Here is a 22,634-nt window from a genome sequence, read left to right on the forward strand (position 1 = left end):
GATTGCTTATCGAGCTTTTGTCGCCAACCAGTTAATACAAAACGCCATATCGTTCGGATAAACTCACGATAGACTTCGCCTTAGTGTTTATCTTTTATTTCACTGCCACTGTGCAGCCCTCCTTCTAAAATCACGTAAACCGCCCTGTTCTGAACAACCACTCTGAGCTCCTTCGCCAACGGATGGTTATTCATCACTCGTGCGACCCTAGGTTCTAAATACGTTCGAATACGTCTTACAAAGTCACGAGCACCGTATTCAGGGTTATATTTGGATAGCAAAAGCTGCTTTGCCTCATGCTCAATGGTTAAGGCGACTGACTTCTTACTCAGCCTCACCTTTAGATCTTCAATTGAAATAGCTAATAAGCTGGGCAATGCATCAGAAGTAATGGCATTGAAGGAAAACAAATAATCAATCCGGTTAATAAACTCCGGATCAAATGCCGACTTAAAATTTTGGTTGAATAGTTCCACTTCTTTTTTCCGAGATGGTTTTAAGCCCAAAGCCTTACGCCAGCCACCATCGAACCTATTTTGATAACTCTGAATTTCTTTTGCGCCCACATTGCTAGTAAAAAGAATTAAGCTATTTCTAAAATCAATGGATTGATTACCAGCGGTAAGTTGTAGGTAACCTGAATCCATAATATTGAGTAAGGCACGCTTAACAGCGCTATTGGCTTTCTCAACTTCGTCAAAAAGCACTACCCCCGGTTTGCTATAAGAACCAGCGATCTTCTCCTTGTCGAAAAGCGTGTCGCCGTCTTTACTGCCCACATAACCCGGAGGAGCACCAGTAATAGAGGCGGCATAGTGCTCTTGAGCGAGTGTGTTCATATCTATCCGACAAAGCCCATCCGCTTTGCCAGTAAGTGCCGCCGCCAAAAGCTTGGCCAATTGAGTCTTTCCGACCCCCGTTTTTCCTGAAAAAAAGCAAACTGCTAATGGCCGCGTAGGCTCGCCAATATCTGCCTTAATGAAATGCAACAAGTCACCAACAGATTCCAAAACCTCATCTTGCCCAACTATAGATTGACGTAGCATGCCCATAACGCTATCTGGGTCGAAGGTGAATCGAGACAATCTCTGAGGTGAATTTGTAACTTCAATCGACTCTTTATTCGCAGCAACTTGGTCATTGATAAAAGGCATAGGGGCATTCTCGTCGTCAGACTATTGCTGTTGCTTTTCAATATCAGGGACAGGAAGGTTCCCCACAGGGCAATCCGCTACGCCAACCGTTTTACGGGTCAGTTTTTCAACCTCCTCTTGGGTTTTCTCTGCGTCTAAAACCCAGCTTCGGTAGAAGTCAAACGGGCAAGCTGCAACGCCTTTATCCCCATCGCCAGAGTTGTACACGCCTGTGTAACCACGATGTAAAAGCTTGAATAAGTGATTTTGAGATTGGTCGTTGGCGCGGGCATCACGAATCTGACTAACGGATAACTGAGCGTATTGAACGCCCATATCTTCCTCGCCACATTCTCCTAAAGTGCGGCCATCAAAGCCGATAATGGCCGAATGACCAAAGTAGGAATACACACCATCGAAGCCAGTAGCATTGGCCACCGCCACATAAGAGTTGTTCGCCCATGCCATAGTTTTAGCCATCATGATTTGCTGTTCTTTGGCGGGGTACATATAGCCTTGGCAGCGAATAATAAGTTCAGCCCCTTTCATCGCACAGTCACGCCATATTTCTGGGTAGTTACCGTCGTCACAAATGATGAGACTGATTTTTAAACCTTTGGGACCTTCAGTCACGTAGGTGGTATCACCGGGATACCAGCCTTCTATCGGGCACCAAGGAATACACTTACGATATTTTTGTACAATTTCACCATCGCTATTGATGAGCACTAGGGTGTTGTATGGTGCTTTGTTCGGGTGTTCTTCATGGCGCTCACCTGTTAATGAAAATACCCCCCAAACATTGGCCGCCTTACAAGCTTCGGCAAAAACATTGGTCTCATCACCAGGAATGGTCGCGGCGGTTTCCATCATTTCATCACCGTCATACATGATCCCCATGGTGCTGTATTCAGGGAACACCACTAAATCCATACCCGGCAAGCCAATCTTCATCCCTTGGATCATGTCTGCAATTTTATTCGCGTTTTCGAGTACTTCTGCGCGGCTATGGAGTCGCGGCATTTTATAGTTCACTACCGCTACACCAACGGTATCTGGACTGCTTGAAATATCACCGTGTCGCATAAGTCACCTCTATAAATGGTTATACCGATAAATAGCCTTTGATTTTGTCTGTATCCACGTCATCCCTTAGGTCTTCATGAATGAAGTTACCTTTATCAATGACGATAATCCGATCTGCTACTGCCATGGTGAAACTCAAAACCTGCTCCGAAACTATGATGGTAATGTCTCGCATCTTTTTGATTTCATTAAGAACATTAGCAATATCTTTAATAATGGAAGGCTGTATACCTTCTGTTGGTTCATCTAAAAGCAGGACTTTTGGATTGGTGACCAATGCCCGAGCGATAGCAAGTTGTTGTTGCTGACCACCCGACAAGTTGCCACCTTTTCTGTGGCGCATCTCATGCAAAACAGGAAATAAGGCATAGATGTCATCCGGTATGGCTTTCAACTTAGATACCCCCATACCTGTTTCGATATTTTCTTGTACGGTCAAATTTGGGAAAATCATTCGCCCTTGAGGGACATACGCCACGCCATTTTCAACACGCTGATAGCTTTCGCATTTAGAAATATCTGTTCCATCGATATGAATGCTGCCGCCACTCAATGGCAATACCCCAATAAGGGACTTGAACAAGGTGGTTTTACCCATGCCATTACGCCCCATGACGGCTAAGGTTTCATTTTTCTTCGCGGTGAAGTTCAAGCCATGGATTACTTCACTCTGCCCATAGCTAACTTTCAAATTCGCAACGTCCAACATACATTCACCCTCCAATAGGCTGCCATGCTCACTTGGCGAGTCATGACCTCAAAATTAATGGTCTGTTCTAATGACCTGCTCTTAATGCCCTACTCTTAATGACCTAAGTAGACTTCAATGACTTTTGGATCTTTTTGTACTTCATCCATTTTGCCGGCAGCGAGAATTTTGCCTTGGTGCAATACCGTGACCTTATGGGCAATTCGCTCAACGAATTCCATGTCGTGCTCAATCACCAATACAGAGCGACCTTTACTGATGCTGTTTAGCAGCTCAGCAGTTTGCTCTCGTTCTTTCACACTCATACCTGCTACAGGCTCATCCAGCATAAGCAGCTGCGGGTCTTGAATTAGCAACATGCCGATCTCTAACCACTGCTTTTGGCCATGGCTTAATAAAGCCGCTTCTGTCTCCATTTCACCGTCCAACATAATCAATTTGGCAATTTCATTAATTTTGCTAATCACCTTTTCGCTACGTTTGAAGAACAAGGAACCGAACACGCCACGGCCTTCTGGGTAAGACACTTCGAGGTTTTCAAATACAGACAAGTTTTCATAAATCGACGGAGTCTGAAATTTACGCCCCACGCCTCTACGAACAATTTCATGTTCAGATAAGGTCGTAAGCTCCTGATTCAAAAACTTAATACTCCCCGACGTTGATTTGGTTTTACCGCAAATCAAATCGAGCACTGTCGTTTTACCTGCCCCATTTGGACCGATAACCACGTGTAGTTCATTTTTATCGATATATAGGTTCAAGTTGTCGACCGCCTTGAAGCCATCAAACGAGACGGTTAAATCCTCAATGCTGAGCGAGAAATCTGTATTAGTCATAGACGGCATAGGTCACCTCCAAAATCATTCACAGCAAGAAAAACTACCCTAGGATTCAATAGACTCATGAGTTCGTCTCCTTTAAACCAGGGGATGACAGTGGCAACTCAGGGTTCGCCATACCAAATGTTGAACGTATTTTTTTGATGATGTCTGGGCTGTATTGGCTCCATAAACCCGCTAGTCCATTCGGGAAGAACATGACCACCGCAATAAAGGTTCCGCCCATCAAGAAGAGCCATAACTCAGGGAAGGATTCAGAAAAGGTCGTTTTACCGAAGTTAATCAATAAAGTGCCGTAAACCACACCAATTAGGGACATACGACCGCCCACCGCAGCAAAAATGACCATTTCAATGGAAGGTACAATGCCCACAAAAGACGGAGACATGAAGCCCACTTGCAAGGTGAACATAGCGCCACCTAAAGCCGACACGAAAGCTGCAAAGCAGAAGATGAAGATCTTAAAATTGGCCACGTCGTAGCCAGAGAAACGAACCCTATCTTCCTTGTCACGAATCGCTAACAGCAGGCGCCCGAATTTACTCGTTAATATGAAGCGAGACAGCAAAATTACGCCGATCAGCAAACCACAGTTAATGTAATAAAACAGATACTTGGCGCTGTCTGAAGTGATGTCCCAACCGTTCAATGTTCGTAAGTCTGTAATACCATTGATGCCGCCGGTATAACCTTGCTGACCAACAATCAGCACGGTCAAAATTACCGCTATTACCTGAGTGATAATGGCGAAATACACACCGCCAACTCGACGCTTAAACATGGCAACACCAATGAAATAAGCAAATAGTGCAGGCAAGACTAGAATGGCAAGCAAGGTAAAACCAAAACTGCTGAAGGGTTCCCAAAACCATGGCAACGCCGTTATTTGGTTCCAATCCATAAAGTCTGGAATACCCGGTGTAGACTGAATGGCAGTATTCTCTGGAGAAGAGGCTTCAAGCTTCAGGAACATGGCCATGCCATAACCACCAAGACCAAAGAAAATACCTTGTCCTAAGCTCAAGGTACCGCCATAACCCCACAACAGCACTAAACTAATGGCCGCAAAGGCGTAGGTTAAATACTTACCCACTAGATTCAGTCGGAAACCATCCAACAACATAGGAAAAACAATCAGGATTATTACGGACAGCACCAGCAAGCCAATGGCTCCTGATTTACCCCCTAATAATTTGTCATATACAAAGCTCATATTCGTCTCCAAGGTGTATTAATTCATCACTTTCAACATTGACGTTTCCCTAACGACCTTTAAAAGCCGTTAGGGAATAACAGATCAACGGCGAACCTTACTGGCAAACAGGCCTTCTGGTTTAAACATTAAAATCAGTACTAGAACGAGCAAGGTGAAGACTTTGGCCATCGAGCCACTGATAAAGAATTCAAGAATGGATTGTGCTTGGGCGATAGAAAACGCTGAGGCAATGGTGCCAAATAAGCTGGCTGCGCCACCGAAAACAACCACCATAAAGGTATCTACTATGTACAGGGTTCCCGTTGTAGGGCCTGTAGAAGCAATGGTGGTAAACGCCGCACCGGCGATACCTGCGATACCGCAACCTAGAGCGAAGGTAAAACGGTCAATCTTTTTGGTATTGATACCAACCGCACCACTCATAACGCGGTTTTGCGTAGTGGCTCTAACACGAAGCCCCCAGCTGGATTTGAACATCAAATAAAACACACCTAAGGTCACCACTATGGTGAGACCTAAAACAAAAAGACCATTGATTGGAATATCTATCATGTCTGTTGCAGGGTAAGCGCCCAGCAACCACTCAGGTAATGTTGGGCTCACTTCACGAGCACCAAAAATCGAGCGGAAAGATTGCTGCATAATCAGGCTCAAGCCCCATGTCGCAAGCAAGGTATCAAGCGGTCTTGAATAGAGGTGCCGTATCAAAACATATTCGGCGAGATAGCCCATGGCCCCGGCAACAATAAACGCCAAAGCAATCGATAAGATGAAGTAATAGGGTAAAAATGCAGGAAAGAAACTTTCCGTCAAAGAAGACATTAGGTAAGTCGTATAAGCACCTACTGCCATAAACTCACCATGGGCCATGTTAATCACACCCATTTGTCCAAATATAATGGCAAGACCTAACGCCATTAAAAGAAGAACACTAAATAAACTAATGCCAGAGAAACCTTGCATGGCAAAGATGGCACCCAGTTCGCCGTAGCTGTATCCGCCCATAATTAAGCCCCTAATGCGTAATTGATTGAGGTAAAATCTGGCTATTAACGCCCTATTTCATGTGCTTTTTTTCTGAATAACCCATTGAGAAAACTCCCCTCCCAATGGGTTACTAGAAAAATTAACCGTATTTAATCAATATCTTAAAAACTCAATAACTCGCTATTGGTAACCTGCTGGGAATGGATCAGGCTCGATTAGCTCAGAGGTATAAACAACGGTTGCTTGTCCGTCTTTATTCCATTGACCTACACGTGCTTTACTCCATAAGTGATGGTTTTCATGCAGTTTCACGTAGCCTTCAGGTGCTGTAGTCAATTCAATGTCGCCTTTTTCAGATTCAGCAACCACCTTGTCTACATCAAAGCTACCGGCACGCTCAACAGCGGCTTTCCATAACCAAGGACCAAGGTAGGCCGCTTGCGTCACGTCACCAATTACACTGTCTTCACCCCACATTTCTTTAAAGGCTTTTACGAATGCTTTGTTGTTGGCGTTGTCCTGACTTTGGAAGTACTTCATGATGGAATAGAAACCTTCAAGGTTTTCACCGCCGATACCAAGCACCTCATCTTCCGTAACGGAGATAGTTAGAAGTGTTTGTTTCTTAGAGTTAATACCTGCCGCTTTTAGCTGTTTAAACCAAGCTACGTTACTGCCACCTACAACGGCTGCATAAATAACATCTGGTTTGCGTAAACGGATTTTGTTGATTACAGAACCGAACTGAGTGTCACCCAGTGGCTTGTACTCTTCCCCTACGACTTTGCCACCAAGTACATTTTCAATGTGCTTACGAGCAATTTTCATAGAGGTTCTTGGCCAGATGTAATCTGAACCTATGAGGTAGAATGTTTTCGCTTTTTTCTCTTTCGCAACCCAGTTCAATCCATCTAGAATCTGCTGTGTCGCTTCTTGACCTGTGTAGATAACGTTTTTAGATTGCTCTAAACCCTCATAGAAGGTTGGGTAGTAAAGTAGCCCATTTTCTTTTTCAAACACTGGCAAAATGGCTTTACGAGAAGCGGAAGTCCAAGCACCGAATACCGCTGCTACTTTATCTTGCACTAACAATTTACGACTTTTTTCAGCGAAGGTTGGCCAGTCACTGGCGCCATCTTCCTGAATGACCTTAATTTGTCTACCTAAGATGCCACCCATATCGTTAATTTGTTTGATGGCTAATTTCTCAGCCTGTTGAGCACCTGTTTCACTGATCGCCATGGTGCCAGTCAAGGAATGCAAAATACCGACTGTGACTGTATCGTCTGTAACCGCCAAGCCTGTCGTATTAACATCCGCGGCCGTCGCAAAGCCCATATGAGCGGCTAATACTAAGCTAACTGGAATAGTGCAAAGTGATTTCAAAAAAGAACGCGATTTACCTGTCACTTGAGTGACCGCCCTCTTATTGGTAGAGCTTTTAGCTGGTACTAATGAATAGATACTCATTTCTTAACTCCTCGGTTGATTGACTGAATCCATTCTGCTCCGAACAACTCAAGCCAACCATTAGAGGAATACTCAGGCCATCTAGTTAATTCACGCTATACGCTCAATTTTGAAAGTCTGATATACAAGGTATCTGTTTGTTTTACATAAGTTCTATTCAGTCACATGAATTCCTAAGTACAGTAAAAAAGTACTGTGGAAGGGCCATTAGGAAAAAAAGGCATAAGATTTGCGTCTCCCCTTGTCTGTTTATGAAGAACCTCTTTATTAGCTAACGGTCATCAGACCTATTAAGAGAGATAGTCACCATAAACAAAAGAACAAACACTATGACTGAGGACGAGCAACAAAACTCAAGACAAGTCGGGAACGGATAACCTTTTGTTTTTCTGGAATGCCCTGTTTAAAGACAGGCTGTAAAAATAGAAAAAGGTTTGCTAAATGAGTAAAGCGCCGCAAGACGTATTTCGAGTAAGAAGGCATTATAATCAATGGGTTGCTAACCAAACCCTAGAAGATTATGCGCTCAGATTCACCGCGAAATCTGCTCGTCGTTGGTCTATTTTTAAGGTCGCAATGACCGCCTTGGGTGCTATTTCTTTCTTGGCACTAGAAGCCATAGGAGGGGCAATTACCCTAAGCCACGGTTTCAGTAACGCCATGGCCGCTATTATCGTTGTTAGCCTGATTATATTTCTCACTGGCATTCCCATCGCTTACTACTCAGCTAAACATGGCATTGATATAGACTTGCTAACCCGTGGTGCGGGGTTTGGCTATATCGGCTCTACTGTTACTTCTTTAATCTACGCCTCCTTCACCTTTATCTTCTTTGCCTTAGAAGCCAGTATATTGGCGCTTGCGCTAGAGCTAACGCTCAACATCAACGTATCTATTGGTTACATCATCAGCAGTGTTATCGTCATTCCGATTGTGACCCACGGCATCACCTTGATTAACCGCTTCCAAGTGTGGAGCCAACCACTGTGGCTGGTACTTCAAATTCTTCCACTACTTTGTATAGCCTTTCAGTATGAGGAGGCGATAGCCCTGTGGGTGAACTATGAACCGGATCAAAACCCACTTTCGACAGAGCTAGAAACAGACCTAAGTATTTCTCAATCCAGCTTTTCTTTGCTCGCATTTGGTGCAGCTTCGGCGGTTTTGTTCTCTCTTATTGCGCAAATAGGAGAACAAGTCGATTTTTTACGATTCCTGCCAGAACAAGATAAAAACAACAAAAAGGCTTGGTGGGCGGCCGTCATCAGTGCAGGACCGGGATGGGTATCATTCGGGTTTATTAAGCTTTTGATTGGCTCATTTTTGGCCGTACTCTGTATTCAATATGGTCTATCTAGCGTACAAGCCGAAGACCCTAATCAGATGTATATGCTGGCATTTAGCTACGTCACTCAGTCAGAACAATTAAGCCTGCTATTACTGGGTGTGTTTGTCATTCTTTCGCAGATAAAAATCAATGTCACCAATGCTTATGCAGGTTCAATTGCATGGTCAAACTTCTTTTCCCGCCTGACTTACAACCACCCAGGGCGAGTGGTTTGGTTGGTCTTTAATGTCATTATTGCCATTCTTTTAATGGAACTTGGCATTTATCGTGTTTTAGAAAGCATCTTAGGTGGCTATGCCATCGTCGCGCTAGCTTGGATTGGTTCACTGGTTGCGGATCTGGTCATCAACAAGCCCCTTGGCCTACGCCCCCAAAAGATGGAGTTCAAACGAGCTCATTTGTACGACATCAACCCTGTTGGCATGGGTTCTATGATTGGCGCTTCTATTATTGGCTTTATCTGTCATTCAGGACTCTTGGGAGTCGAGTTACAGGCGCTATCTTCTTACGTCGCTTTGTCGCTCACTTTTATACTCTCACCCTTGCTAGCTTGGCTAACCAAGGGAAAATATTACCTCGCCCGACCTGAAGTGATTTTCAACTCAGTAGAGGAGATACGTTGCAGCATTTGTCACTACCACTTTGAGCAAGAAGACATGACCATTTGCCCTGCTTACTCTGGCAATATTTGCTCATTATGCTGCTCTTTGGATGTGCGCTGTGGCGACATGTGTAAAACACGGTCGCGCCTCTCTGAACAATTTGTTGATGCTTTTGGTCGTCTGCTACCAACGTCATGGCTGCAAAAGGTCAACACACGAATGGGGCATTTCCTTTGGCTCTTCTTGCTCAACAGCATGGTCATTGCGGGTGTGCTCTTTCTGGTTTATGGGCAAATATTATTAGAAGAAAAACACATTAATAACGCGATTTTTGACGCTTCCATTTCCTCTGCTCTTATTAATGTATTTTTAATTTTGCTGATTGTTTTTGGGGTTGTGGCTTGGATGTTTTCTTTAGCTAGAGAATCGAGACAAATTGCCCATAAAGAAACCGAAAAGCAAACCATGCGTTTGCAGGAAGAAGTAAAAGCCCACCATAAAACCGACCTAGAGCTACAAAAAGCCAAAGAGTTAGCAGAAGCGGCCAACCTTGCGAAAAGCCGCTATCTTACGGGTATTAGCCATGAGCTTCGCTCCCCTTTGAATGCCATTATGGGTTATGCGCAACTGCTTGAAAATGCTCAGGATATTCCTTTTCATCGCCAAGGTGCCCTATCCACTATCAAGCACAGCAGTGAGCATTTAACCGATATTATTGAAGGCTTATTAGATATCTCCAGTATTGAAGCTGGCACACTTCATATAGAAAGAAATGACGTTCAATTAAATGAGCTACTTGATCAGCTTGTAAGCATGTTTAGTATGCAGGCAAAAGGTAAAAATATTGCTTTCCACTATGAAAAGCTCACCCCTATTCCAAACACAGTTCATGCCGATCAAAAGCGCTTGCGCCAAGTTTTAATAAACCTTTTATCGAATGCCGTTAAATACACCCATACAGGCAGTGTTACTTTTACTGTCAGCTATCGAAATCAGGTGATGAAATTCAAAGTGATCGATACTGGTGAAGGTATTGAAAAAGACGCTTTAGAAAAAATATTTCTTCCTTTTAAGCGAATCATCAAACCCGGCCAGCCTTTTATCGCAGGAACAGGTTTAGGGTTAACCATTACACGCTTATTAATTGACATTATGGGGGGCGACTTAAAAGTCACTAGTCGCCCTAATCTAGGCAGTGAATTTAGTGTGTCATTCATGCTTTCTAGTATTGACCTCAGCTACCAAGAAAACCGTGAGTTAAAAGCCCAAACAGAGAAAAACATTCTTGGATACTATGGCAAAAAACAATATATATTCACCGTGGATGACGACCCAACACAGCGCAGCTTACTATCAGAATTATTAGTACCCATCGGCTTTGATGTCTTCATCGCCAATAGCGGCATCGAATGCCTGAATATGCTGCCACACTGCCCATTCGATCCAGATATTTTCCTTTTAGACGTTACCATGCCGGGAATGAATGGCTGGGAGCTTGCAGAGCAGCTGAGAAAGCTTTACCCCAAGTCCAGCATTATCATGATATCCGCGAATGCCAACACTGTATCCCCATTGGATAAAAACCCCAGTAATGGCTATCTAATCAAACCTCTAAAGCACAATGATTTGTTCAATAAGATTCAACAATGTACAGGCATTCGCTGGTGCTTTTCAGATGATCAACATGGCGAGCTATCAACCACACAGAAAAAAGAACACGACAACAACCTAGAGCTGCCTAGAACAGAAGACATAAACGAACTCATTGGTCTGGCGAAAATAGGTCACCTAAATGCCATTAGGAAAAAGATCGAATCAATGAAACCTTTTCCTCAATCTAAGGAAATACAGTCACTGTCAAGCCAATTCCAATTTCAGCAAGTAGTAGAAAAACTGGAGGAAATGCTATGACCTCTGCTCAACAGAAAAAAGACCTCGTTCTTGTAGTCGATGACTCTCCTGATTCTTTAGGCATGATAAACGACACACTAGATGAAGCAGGTCTTACTGTGTTAGTCGCATTAGAGGGTAACCAAGCATTGAATATTACCCGCAGTATTACACCCGACATCATACTAATGGATGCTTTAATGCCGGGAATGGATGGTTTTGAGACCTGCCGTCAACTTAAAGCTCAGGCAAATCTCGAACATATCCCCATCATTTTCATGACTGGGTTGAGCGATACGGATAGCATTTTAAATGGCTTTGCAGCAGGCGGTGTCGACTACATACAAAAGCCAGTCAACAGCTCCGAGTTGCTGGTGAGGATTCAAGCACACCTCAGGAATGCCCGTCTTACTCAAAGTGCGCGACTGGCACTAGACGCATCAGGACAATTTCTCATCACTAGCAGTGAACAAGGTGAATTCAAATGGGCCACCCCTCAAGCCTACCAACTTCTTAGCGATGCAGGGGTAAGTGAGGATTGGTTAAAAGCCAATCTAAAAACGGAATTGGCTCCTTTCTTTTCAAGAAATTTTAATAGAAATAAAAACCTGAAATTACAACAAGGTGATAAGACCATTGAATTGCACTTTATCAGCCAAGACAGCAAGGATGATTACTTATTCAAAATTGTCGATTTAGCATCACCCCAAGAAGAGCCAATTCTGAAAGACGCTTTTCACCTCACCACTCGAGAGGCTGAAGTACTCACTTGGATCGCTAGAGGTAAAAGTAATGCCGAAATTGCCATAATACTGAGCATCAGCCCGCACACTATTAATGCGCACCTTGCGCAAATATTTAAAAAACTCAATGTAGAAAATCGCACCAGTGCCGCGATTACCGCACTGGATAAAATACGCAGTATTTCTGCAGCTCATCAGGTTTAAATCGAGGTGCTCTCTATGTATCTATTCATAACGGTGAGAGCTCTCTGTTTCAACTATGAAATATCTAATTAATTTTCTATCTGGCACATCAATTGCTCTAGATAAACAGGTGGAGTAGACACTTTTTCTGACACTCTCCCCACACCTATTAATTAGCGCTATGAAGATATCCCGAAAACTAGGACATGCTACTCCTTTGAGTTACGGCTAAACGAAGAAGTAGCGATCAATACAAGGCTTGGAAGCTTACCCTGCAAGCACAGTGTTTTAACGCAACTTGAATTTTTATCCTGAAGGAGAACGTTTCATGCTCAGCTCATTAAAGAAAAAAGTTCCGCACAAAATAAAACTCTACGGTCTTATCACCTTATCTATAGCCAGCTTACTCGCCCCCCAAGTTAAGGCCGATACAAGACAAGAAACACTCATTGTTCTGTCTGGGGCTAGCATTAACAGCCTAGATATACATAGAACAGGCACCAACCGCCCTAGCTATCAAGTGGCCGTCAACATGTACGACCGACTTGTCTCGTTTGGCATAAAAGAAAGTGCTAACGGCAGCTTAAAATATGACTCAAGCACCATCAAGCCAGAATTGGCAGAGAGCTGGGAATTAGTAGATGATGGTATGAGCTACCTCTTCCACATTCGTAAAGATGCCACCTTTTGGGATGGCTCACCTGTTACAGCAGACGATGTTAAATGGTCTTTTGATCGTGCTATCAGCTTAGGAGGCTTCCCAACCGTACAAATGAAAGCTGGCGGCTTAACATCCCCAGAGCAATTTGTTGTCGTCGATAAACACACTTTTAAAGTCAAAATGTTTAAACCAAGCAAACTGACGCTTCCAGATTTGGCCGTTCCCATCCCTATGGTGATCAACTCAACGCTGGCTAAAAAGCACGCCACTAAAGACGACCCTTGGGCAACAGAATACCTGCATAAAACACCGGCAGGTGGTGGCGCATACATGTTAGAACGCTGGGTTCCAGGCCAGCAATTGGTTTATAAGCGCTTTGACGATTGGAAAAGTGGTGACCTACCTAAAATGAAGCGTGTCATTGTCCGCGAAGTACCAAGCTCTGCAACACGAAGAGCTTTGATTGAAAGAGGCGATGCGGATGTCGCATTAGGTCTTCCTTCTAAAGACGTTAAAGAATTAATGAGCTATCCGTCATTAAAAGTGTCAAGTTCGACCATAGACAACACCATTCATGCTCTTGGTTTAAATATGAATTTTGAACCCTTTAGCAAAACCAAAGTTCGCCAAGCTATTGCTTATGCCATCCCTTATCAAGAAATCTTTGATGTAGCAGCGTATGGAATGGGTAAGCCAATGTGGGGGCGCGACACTGAAAAAGCGACATCCATTCTTTGGCCTCAACCTTTCCCTTACAACACTAATCTAGAAAAAGCGAAAAGCTTACTCGCTGAAGCAGGCTACCCTAATGGTTTTGAAGTGCCTATTTCGATCAACTTAGGTTTTTCTCAATGGACAGAACCTACTGCACTCTTAATCCAAGAAAACTTGAAAGCCATTGGTATCTCCGCACCTGTTAATAAAATTCCGGGCGCTAGTTGGAGAACCAAAGCATTGGTGGAAAAAGGTTTAGAGCTGCATCTTAAAAACTTTGGTGGCTGGTTAAATTACCCAGATTATTACTTCTTCTGGGCTTATATCAAAGGGCATTTGTTTAACTCAATGAACTACGATAACCCTGAGATCAAATCCTTGGTAGATAGCTCGTTACACATGGAGGTTACCGACTCTCAATACGACACTAACGTAAAACGTCTTATTGATATTGCTACAGATGAAGTACCTATGATCCCTCTGTGGCAACCTTCTCTTGATGTTGTTATGAAGAGCAATGTCTCTGGCTATGTAAACTGGTTCCATCGCCAACTTGATATCCGAGCTTTCTCTAAGGAGTAGTAAACATGCTCTACGATAAAGGTCTATTGATACTGAAGCGTGTAATGCTTGCCATTCCAACCTTCTTTGGTGTCATGGTCATATCGTTTTGCCTAACAAGAACACTGCCGGGTGATCCGGCAGTGTATTTTGCTGGCGTATTAGCAGACGAGGCTTCCATTCAACAAGTGCGAGAACAACTAGGTTTGGATCGCTCTCTACCCTATCAATTTCTGGCCTATTGCCAAAACATATTACAAGGGGATTTCGGTCGTAGTTTAAGTACAGGACAAGATGTCTTGGATGAAATAAGAACCCGTCTCCCTGCCTCCTTAGAATTAACTTTACTAGGGTTATTTTTCGCATTGATCACGGCGATTCCGTTGGGGATTATTGCCGCTCTAAAGCCCAATTCGTGGGTAGATCATGTATGCCGCATTCTTGTTACCTGTGGAGCCTCAACGCCCATATTTTTTAGTGGGCTATTTTTAATGTTCGTCTTTTATTATCTATTGGGCTGGGCACCCTCCCCCATTGGGCGACTCGATTTTATTTACCTAGAGCCTTTACATATCACAGGTTTTTATACGATAGACGCTTTGTTAGTGGGTGACTTGGAAACCTTTAAAGCTGCTTTTTCACAGCTTATTTTACCCTCTACAACACTCGCACTATGTGCTTTAGCACCAATTGCCAGAATGACACGTTCGTCTATGCTGACATCACTGGAGAGTGAATATGTAAAAGCCGCTAAAGCCAACGGCATTCCCGCCAAAAAAAGAGTTTATCTTTACGCTTTACAGAACGCCTCTCTCCCTCTATTAACAGTAATTGGGTTAGTGTTTGGTTTTTTACTCGGTGGCAATGTCTTGGTAGAAAAAGTCTATTCATGGCCCGGTGTCGGAAGCTTTGCGATTGAAGCGCTTATTGCCTCAGATTATGCCGCTGTTCAAGGCTTTGTTCTGATTATGGCAATCCTATTTGTGTCTCTTAACCTCTTGATTGACATCTTCTACACCCTACTTGACCCGAGGATGGGACGTAATGAATAACACTTTTGAAACCCAAGAAAGTTTTGCTCAAAGATTATGGTTTACTGCCAATCAAAACATATTATCCCTAGTTTCATTAGCCTTATTTGGTCTCTATATTTTGATAGGCTTAACTAGTCCCTATTGGATTCCATTTGATCCCCTAGAAACCAATACTTCAATTGCCCTACAAGGCCCTAATAGCCAACACTGGTTTGGAACCGACCACCTAGGCAGAGATGTCTTCTCTCGGGTAATGATAGCGACACGCTTAGATTTAGGAATTGCGGTTAGCGCTGTCGCCATCAGTTTTATTATAGGAACAGCACTGGGCAGTATCGCTGCCTACTATGGTGGTTGGTATGAACGACTCATTGGACGATTAGCAGACATAGTGTTGGCCTTTCCACTATTCGTGCTGGCTATGGGAATTGTCGCCGTATTAGGGAATTCATTGATTAATGTTATTTATGCCACCGCTATCATCAACATACCTTTTTATATCCGCATAGCACGGGCTGAAGTCAGCTTACAAAGAGATCGCCAATATGTTCAGGCGGCACTTTTATCTGGTAATAGCCACTTGAGAACGCTATTTTTTCATATTTTACCCAACTGTCTACCCAACCTAGTGGTTCAAATCTCCATCAATATGGGGTGGGCTATTCTAAATGCTGCAGGACTGTCTTTTATTGGCCTAGGGGTGAGACCACCCGCTGCCGAATGGGGAATATTAGTCGCCGAAGGCGCCGACTATATTATTTCTGGTCAATGGTGGTTAGTTCTTTTTCCCGGCTTCTTCCTCATGCTCGCTGTCTTCACCTTTAACTTAGTGGGCGATACGTTACGCGACCTTGTTGACCCACAAAAAAGGAAGTAAGTATGGATAAGCAACCTTTGCTCAGTATTAAAAACTTGGCGATTGATTTTGAAACTCGACGGGGCACAGTACGAGCCGTTCGAGATGTTAGCTTCCATTTAAACAGGGGAGAAGTTTTAGCCTTGGTAGGCGAAAGTGGCAGTGGTAAATCAGTTACTGCTTATAGCATTCTTAACTTACTCGACAAAAATGGCCGACTCGCTGAAGGTGAAATTTTTTATAATGGCATGTCACTGCATAATGCCAATAAAAAGCAGTTAGAAGAAGTTCGGGGCAGAGAGATTGCGATGATTTTTCAAAATCCCATGTCGACCCTGAATCCCATCCGTAAAGTGGGTCAGCACTTACGAGATATGCTAAAAACCCATGGTTACGCAAACTGGTCAAATTTAGAAGCAGAAATCGAGAAGCTATTGCATCAGGTGGAAATTTTCGATGTGGACAGAGTAAAAAACGCTTATCCCTTTGAACTCAGTGGCGGTATGTGTCAAAGAGTCATGATAGCCCTAGCGTTAGCTTGCAGATCACAATTGCTCATTGCTGACGAACCTACCACAGGGCTAGATGTTACGACACAAAAATCCATTATGGATTTAGTCCACAACCTCGCCAAAGAAGGAGACTTGGCAGTCATACTCATTACTCATGACCTAGGTTTAGCCGCCAAATATTGTGATAAATTCGTAGTAATGGAAAAAGGCCTAGTAGTCGAGCAAAATCCAAGAAGCCACTTCTTCGCTGATGCAGCGCACCCTTATACTCAAAAACTACTCCTAGCAACACCTTCAAAAGATGCATCATTGAGCGAATTAACCTCCCACTCCCCTGACTATTTGCATTTACCTGAACCCAGTAAAGCCACAACCCCGCTATTGCAAGTAAAAGGCTTACGTAAGACTTACGGCAAACAAACGAACTTTCTATTTTCTTCGGCGACAGAAGAGTTTGTTGCTGTTGAAGATAGCCACTTCGAAATTTATTCTGGCGAATGTGTTGGACTCGTTGGGGGCTCAGGAAGCGGTAAATCGACCACATCACGAATGCTCAGCAGATTAGAGGATCCAACCTCTGGTCGTATCTTATTTGAAGGAACAGACATTACTGCCATCAGCAGCAAAGACTTTATTCGTCATCCTTTACGTAAGGACATACAAATGGTCTTTCAAGACCCGACAGGCTCGTTAAATCCAAGGCATTCAGTATTTGATCTAATCTCCGAACCTTTATTAAGACTCGGCGCCTATAGAAGTAAGGAGGATTTAAACTCCAAAGTCGAAGAGTTAACACGACAAGTTGGTTTACCGTCTGAGTTTATTTACCGATTACCACACCAACTAAGTGGTGGACAGAAAGCGAGAGTAGGAATCGCTAGAGCCATTGCATTACAGCCCAAATTATTGATTCTTGATGAGCCTACATCGGCTTTAGATGTATCGGTGCAAGCCACCGTTTTACAGCTCTTAGAGACATTACGCAGGGAATTAGGGCTAAGTTATTTATTTATCAGCCATGATTTATATGTGGTTAAGATGCTAAGCCATCGACTGCTGGTGATGCAAGAAGGGAAAATAGTAGAACAAGGAATGACAAAAGAAGTGATGAGTAACCCGCAGCACCCGTATACACAAGGTTTAATGGCGGCCATTCCCGTTATAGAGAAAAAATCGCCAGCTCTTGCAGAGTTGTAACCGCTGCAAGAGCTGGCGAGGTCAAACTTTAATGATAAAAGTTAACTAACCTTCCGCGCGAGTGAAAGGGTGGTGACGTCGAATCAGCGGGTTCAGTAGACGTGTAAACCAGCCTGTAAACTCTATTGGAGCATCCAGTACCGTTAGACAGATGCATTCCGCGTCTTTGGTCACAATCGGTTTATGTTTGTGGTTTGCGCCACGCTGTATAAAGTCCCCTTTTCGGTAAATGCCCGCTTCATCAGAGAAGGCACCTTCCAGCACTAGGGTAATTTCATCACCTGTGTGCGTATGGCTTGGCATGTGGGCACCTGCTTTTACTCTTGTTAAAGCAACTTGAGCACCGCCCTCTTCGTTATACAATGTGGCGATTTTGAACGAAGGCGACAAACGCGTCCAGCTCAACTGATCGTACGATTTCTTCACAAACTGACGTAAGCTTTTTGGTACGGAATAGTCTTCCAAGAAAGCATCCAGTTTAGATTCTGTCGACTCTTTAGGATGACTGTTATCAGACACGCGATCACTTTTTCTCAGCTTAGATAATAGGTTTTGTTTAAGGTCATCTAAGCGGCGAGGCTCCGTCGGCACATCATCAAATAAGTGAGATCCTAAGATTTCTAGCTTTCTTAATTGCTGCTGACATTCATGGCAGTGTTCAATATGAGTTGATACGCACAAGGCATGAGTTAAGGGTAAAGACCCTGCCGCGTAGTCAGTCAACATTTCAACAGATGGATGGTAGTGAGTCATAGGTACTACCTCTTTATGTAAATAGTAAGTTTATGCAAGGCCAGACGAATACGGGATTTAATCGTACCCAATGGAAGCGATAACTCTTCGGACGCTTCTTGGTGTGTCTTACCTTCTAAATAGACTTTCGATAACACTTGCTTTTGTTCTTGCGGCAATTTATCTAAGCCCTCTTTTATGCGTTTCTGATCCCTGTGGTGCTGCATATCCTTGAAAGGGTCAGCATTTTCATCAACAACGTCTTGCCAAAGATTTTCTGGATCTATGTCAGACTGATGGCGACTGTTCTTTCGTAAATAATCAATTCTTGCATTCCTAGCGACGGTAAAAATCCAAGTATTTAATGACGCCGATTCCTTTTGATAGGTGTGTGCTTTATTCCAGACTCGAATCATCACTTCCTGAGCAATATCGTCGGCCATTAAGTTCGCCCCCGGCTGCTTGGCGAGACAAAATGCCCGTATTTTCGGAACATAATAGTCAAACAGGCGCACCAGAGCTTCTTGGTCTCTATGCTGAGCAATAGCAATTATGTCTAATACTCTTTGTTCATCAGCTTGCTGTTGTAATGCAGGTTCCATGGATCATCCACTCGCTAAAGGCTATCAGGGAATAGTACACAGCTATTCTACTAATCAATACGTTATTAGGTCCGAATTTGGATCACATTTATAACACTACTAAGAAAAAGTGATCTAAAAGCTAATTTACAGCGTTTAATGATCATATAAAAACACACCTCATAATACCTGTGAGAGATAGAGAAGATGAGGAGGAAGGCGAGATTATGCACGAACAAAAAATAGCTTCGACACATAAACTGATTGAAGGATTCAAAGCCTTTTATCAGGATGTAAAAAATCCCCAATTACAGAACATCAACGAGATCTACAGCGAGAACGTTTGGTTTAAAGACCCTGTTCATGAATTGTATGGTTCGGAAGCTCTACATGCGTATTTATCTGAGATGTGCTTGAACGTTCAAAGCGGCCGTTTTGAGTATCTCGATCAAATACTCTCCGAAGACACCGCCTATATCAAATGGAACATGCACTTTAAACACCCAAAACTGGGTAAAAATACCGTAACAGTGCGTGGCGTCAGCCAGATTCAATTTAATGATCGAATCTATTTCCATGAAGACATTTACGACATGGGTGAGTTGATTTATGAACACGTACCAGTGTTAGGCTCAGTTGTGAAAAAACTAAAGAAACGTCTTGCAGCCTGATACTTAGGGCTTAAAGCTTAGGAAGACTTTATGAGTCACACAAAGAGTAAACAAGTTGTTTGGATAACTGGGGCAAGCTCAGGTATTGGCCTAGCCTTAACAAAACGTTATTTAGATAATGGCTGGAAGGTGTTAGCCAGTGCACGGAGTGAAGGCGAACTATCCCCCCTCTTAAGCCTATATGACGACTTAACTTTTATTGCTTTTGATGTGACAAACGAAAGCCAGATTAGCCTAGTTCGTGAACAACTATCAGAGCATACGGAACACCTAGACTGCGCTATTTTAAATGCAGGCAGTTGCGAGTATTTAGACCTATCTGTCGAACAACCAGACTGGGATATGTCTAAACGAGTCATGATGGTGAATTTCTTTGGCATGATTCATTCTATCGATACCTGCTTACCTCTATTAAAAAAAGCCTCACGCCCTCACCTAGTTGGCGTTGGTTCACAGGCTGTTAATGCGGCTTTCCCAAAAGCTGAAGCCTATGGCGCCAGTAAAGCAGCCGTTCGCTATTTTTTAGCTTCATTAAGAATGGATTTAGTACCTTTTGGCATTGATGTATCCTGTTTACTTCCCGGCTTTGTCGACACTCCACTAACCAAGAAAAATGACTTCTCTATGCCGTTTATTATGTCGTCGGAAGACGCCGCCCAGTGTATGTTTAAAGCGATACAAAGACGCCCATATGAGTATGCCTTCCCTAAACCTTTATCAACTATGCTCTGGTTTGGCAGACACTTCCCAAAAGTGTGGCAGTCTCTCCTTGCCCCTAAAAAAGAGATCTAAAGAAAGTAGCGCTGAGAAGACTAGTCCCTAACAATAACTATTAACCACTTTTCCCATTCAAAGGAGAAAAATTAGTGAACATCGCCATTATCGGTTCAGGTATATCAGGTTTAACCTCTGCCTATCTTTTGAATAAAAAACACAACATCACCTTGTTCGAGTCCGCCGATAGAATAGGCGGCCACACAGCAACTATTGATATCGATGAAAATGGTAAAAAGCGTGCCGTAGACACGGGCTTCATTGTCTTTAATGATTGGACTTATCCAAACTTCATTCGCTTAATGAACGAAATTGGCGTGACTTCCAAGGCAACAGAAATGAGTTTCAGCGTTAGTTGCCAAAACACAGGACTAGAATACGGTGGCAATAATTTAAACACCCTGTTTGCTCAACGCCGTAACTTATTCAACATCCCCTACCTAGGAATGCTAAAAGACATTCTTCGATTCAATAAAGAAGCCATCCAAGACCTAGAAAGCGGTCAATTAGCAGAAGACCTGACATTGGCTCAGTACCTCGCCGAAAAAGGCTATGGCAAGCGCTTCGCAAGCCACTACCTAATACCCATGGGCAGTGCTATTTGGTCGTCTACCTTAGATGAAATGATGAAATTCCCCTTAGTCTTTTTTGTTCGTTTCTTTAAAAATCACGGATTATTGAGCGTAAACGATCGACCACAATGGCGAGTCATCGAAGGCGGCTCTTCAGCCTATTTAAAGCCTCTAACGGCTTCGTTCATGGACAAGATACGTCTATCCACAAAAATAAAGCAGGTAAGCCGCTCTGCATCTGGGGCAAGTATTGAATTAGAAAACGGCGACATGGAGCACTTTGACCAAGTAATCTTCGCTTGCCATAGTGATCAGGCATTAGCCTTACTCGCTGATCCAAGCCAAGCTGAAACAGACATACTGTCTTCCATCCCTTACCGCGACAATGAAGTGGTGCTACACACAGATACCAAACTGCTGCCAAAAGCAAAACTGGCTTGGTCCAGTTGGAACTATCACTTAGGGGAAGATCAAACTAAGCCAGCTACCCTAAGCTACAACATGAACATTTTGCAGCACTTTGAATGTGACACCACCTATGTGGTTACCTTAAATGAATCAGAAAAAATTGATCCAAATAAGGTGCTGCGCAAATTCAATTACTCTCACCCAGTATTCACTCTGAAGGGCATGCAAGCGCAACAGAACTGGCAAGAGATCAATGGCGTCAACAGCACATGGTTCTGTGGCGCCTATTGGCGTAATGGTTTCCATGAAGATGGCTGTTGGAGCGGTATACGTGTTGCCAAAAGTCTGGGGGCGCAATGGTAAGCCAACAAGGAACGACGGGCATTAAGCACTCAGCTATATTTCAGGGAACCGTTCGTCATAGGCGCTTTTCGCCTAAAAGCCATGCTTTTCAATATCGTGTTTTCATGATGTATTTTGACCTAGACGAACTCGATAGTGCGCTTTCTCTAAGCTCTTGGTGGTCAACAAAACGCTTTTCTCTTGCTCGTTTCAATCGCCAAGATTATTTTGGTGACGATCAAAAAAGCATTAAAGAGGCCGTACTAGAAAGAGTGAATACTCAGCTCGGTTTGTCACTTTCAGGGCCTGTTAGAATGCTGACCAACTGCCGTTACTTTGGTTTTATCATCAATCCTATCAGTATTTATTATTGCTTCGATGAAGAAGAAAATCTGCAAGCTATGTTGCTGGAAGTCACCAATACCCCGTGGAAAGAAAAAGTCGCCTACGTATTAAAATGTGATCCACAAAAGCAAAAACAGCGTATTGAATTTAACAAGACAATGCATGTGTCGCCGTTTCATCCGATGGAACATTTTTATGATTGGCGCAGTAATAAGCCAAATAAAAACTTGGTTGTACATATGCAAAACAAAGAGTTAGATAGCAAAGAGTGTGTTTTTGATGCCACTCTGTCATTATCAAAGGTACCCCTCACTTCAGCCAGTATGGCAAAGGTGCTGTTTAGTTACCCTGTAATGACCATGAAAGTTGCTTATGGCATTTATTGGCAAGCAATGAAGCTATTACTAAAAAAGGTGCCTTTTTACTCGCACCCTGATTCGTCTTCCACTGTTAAATAATGCCCCA

19 protein-coding genes are annotated in these 22,634 nt (G+C 43.3%); 10 read left to right on the forward strand and 9 right to left on the reverse strand.

Annotated features, from left to right (window positions below; genetic code table 11):
- Positions 1-80: 80 nt before the first annotated feature.
- From OFY17_RS11465 to urtA, 7 genes are all read right to left on the reverse strand, one after another.
- Positions 81-1,154, reverse strand: coding sequence for an AAA family ATPase (locus OFY17_RS11465; protein WP_263530871.1), 1,074 nt, complete (start codon positions 1,152-1,154; stop codon positions 81-83).
- 21 nt (positions 1,155-1,175) lie between these two features.
- Positions 1,176-2,219: an aliphatic amidase gene (locus OFY17_RS11470; RefSeq protein WP_263530872.1), complete on the reverse strand. Its 1,044-nt coding sequence runs from the start codon at positions 2,217-2,219 to the stop codon at positions 1,176-1,178.
- 19 nt (positions 2,220-2,238) lie between these two features.
- Positions 2,239-2,928 (reverse strand): urea ABC transporter ATP-binding subunit UrtE, encoded by a 690-nt coding sequence (gene urtE, locus OFY17_RS11475; protein WP_263530873.1) that lies wholly within the window; start codon positions 2,926-2,928, stop codon positions 2,239-2,241.
- A 95-nt stretch (positions 2,929-3,023) separates the two neighbouring features.
- Complete coding sequence (urtD, locus tag OFY17_RS11480) at positions 3,024-3,767, reverse strand: urea ABC transporter ATP-binding protein UrtD (protein WP_263531077.1); 744 nt, start codon at positions 3,765-3,767, stop codon at positions 3,024-3,026.
- 64 nt (positions 3,768-3,831) lie between these two features.
- Positions 3,832-4,983: an urea ABC transporter permease subunit UrtC gene (gene urtC / locus OFY17_RS11485; RefSeq protein WP_263530874.1), complete on the reverse strand. Its 1,152-nt coding sequence runs from the start codon at positions 4,981-4,983 to the stop codon at positions 3,832-3,834.
- Between the two features lie 84 nt (positions 4,984-5,067).
- Positions 5,068-5,991 (reverse strand): urea ABC transporter permease subunit UrtB, encoded by a 924-nt coding sequence (gene urtB / locus OFY17_RS11490; RefSeq protein ID WP_263530875.1) that lies wholly within the window; start codon positions 5,989-5,991, stop codon positions 5,068-5,070.
- Between the two features lie 162 nt (positions 5,992-6,153).
- Positions 6,154-7,443: an urea ABC transporter substrate-binding protein gene (urtA, locus tag OFY17_RS11495; protein ID WP_407659431.1), complete on the reverse strand. Its 1,290-nt coding sequence runs from the start codon at positions 7,441-7,443 to the stop codon at positions 6,154-6,156.
- Between the two features lie 441 nt (positions 7,444-7,884).
- Between urtA and OFY17_RS11500 the strand changes: the two genes are divergently transcribed.
- The 6 genes from OFY17_RS11500 (at position 7,885) to OFY17_RS11525 (ending at position 17,744) form a co-directional block, all read left to right on the forward strand.
- Positions 7,885-11,304, forward strand: coding sequence for a hybrid sensor histidine kinase/response regulator (locus OFY17_RS11500; RefSeq protein ID WP_263530876.1), 3,420 nt, complete (start codon positions 7,885-7,887; stop codon positions 11,302-11,304).
- On the forward strand, positions 11,301-12,230 hold the full coding sequence (locus OFY17_RS11505; RefSeq protein ID WP_263530877.1) for a response regulator transcription factor: 930 nt from the start codon (positions 11,301-11,303) through the stop codon (positions 12,228-12,230). Before OFY17_RS11500 ends, OFY17_RS11505 begins: the two co-directional genes overlap by 4 nt.
- 307 nt (positions 12,231-12,537) lie before the next feature.
- Positions 12,538-14,166 carry an ABC transporter substrate-binding protein gene (locus OFY17_RS11510; protein WP_263530878.1) on the forward strand — a complete coding sequence of 543 codons (1,629 nt, stop codon included), beginning with the start codon at positions 12,538-12,540 and terminating at the stop codon, positions 14,164-14,166.
- A gap of 5 nt (positions 14,167-14,171) precedes the next feature.
- The gene (locus OFY17_RS11515) at positions 14,172-15,197 is read left to right on the forward strand and encodes an ABC transporter permease (RefSeq protein WP_263530879.1); all 1,026 of its coding nucleotides are present in this window, start codon (positions 14,172-14,174) and stop codon (positions 15,195-15,197) included.
- Positions 15,190-16,056: an ABC transporter permease gene (locus OFY17_RS11520; protein WP_263530880.1), complete on the forward strand. Its 867-nt coding sequence runs from the start codon at positions 15,190-15,192 to the stop codon at positions 16,054-16,056. The genes OFY17_RS11515 and OFY17_RS11520 overlap by 8 nt, the downstream gene beginning before the upstream one ends.
- A 2-nt stretch (positions 16,057-16,058) precedes the next feature.
- On the forward strand, positions 16,059-17,744 hold the full coding sequence (locus OFY17_RS11525; RefSeq protein WP_263530881.1) for a dipeptide ABC transporter ATP-binding protein: 1,686 nt from the start codon (positions 16,059-16,061) through the stop codon (positions 17,742-17,744).
- Positions 17,745-17,789: 45 nt separating this feature from the next.
- Here the strand turns inward: OFY17_RS11525 and OFY17_RS11530 are convergent, their stop codons facing one another.
- Both OFY17_RS11530 and OFY17_RS11535 read right to left on the reverse strand, forming a co-directional pair.
- Positions 17,790-18,497, reverse strand: coding sequence for a ChrR family anti-sigma-E factor (locus tag OFY17_RS11530; RefSeq protein WP_263530882.1), 708 nt, complete (start codon positions 18,495-18,497; stop codon positions 17,790-17,792).
- Positions 18,498-18,502: 5 nt separating this feature from the next.
- Entirely contained in the window at positions 18,503-19,078 is a 576-nt protein-coding gene (locus tag OFY17_RS11535; RefSeq protein ID WP_263530883.1) for a sigma-70 family RNA polymerase sigma factor, read from the reverse strand.
- A 206-nt stretch (positions 19,079-19,284) separates the two neighbouring features.
- On the opposite strand from OFY17_RS11535, the gene OFY17_RS11540 reads away from it, so the two are divergent.
- From OFY17_RS11540 to OFY17_RS11555, 4 genes are all read left to right on the forward strand, one after another.
- Complete coding sequence (locus tag OFY17_RS11540; protein WP_263530884.1) at positions 19,285-19,728, forward strand: nuclear transport factor 2 family protein; 444 nt, start codon at positions 19,285-19,287, stop codon at positions 19,726-19,728.
- A 30-nt stretch (positions 19,729-19,758) separates the two neighbouring features.
- The gene (locus OFY17_RS11545) at positions 19,759-20,520 is read left to right on the forward strand and encodes an SDR family NAD(P)-dependent oxidoreductase (RefSeq protein WP_263530885.1); all 762 of its coding nucleotides are present in this window, start codon (positions 19,759-19,761) and stop codon (positions 20,518-20,520) included.
- Between the two features lie 74 nt (positions 20,521-20,594).
- The gene (locus OFY17_RS11550; protein WP_263530886.1) at positions 20,595-21,845 is read left to right on the forward strand and encodes an NAD(P)/FAD-dependent oxidoreductase; all 1,251 of its coding nucleotides are present in this window, start codon (positions 20,595-20,597) and stop codon (positions 21,843-21,845) included.
- Positions 21,839-22,627 (forward strand): DUF1365 domain-containing protein, encoded by a 789-nt coding sequence (locus OFY17_RS11555; protein ID WP_263530887.1) that lies wholly within the window; start codon positions 21,839-21,841, stop codon positions 22,625-22,627. The genes OFY17_RS11550 and OFY17_RS11555 overlap by 7 nt, the downstream gene beginning before the upstream one ends.
- Positions 22,628-22,634 lie beyond the last annotated feature (7 nt).

It is taken from the genome of Marinomonas sargassi (assembly GCF_025716875.1).
In the GTDB taxonomy this organism is placed as follows: domain Bacteria; phylum Pseudomonadota; class Gammaproteobacteria; order Pseudomonadales; family Marinomonadaceae; genus Marinomonas; species Marinomonas sargassi.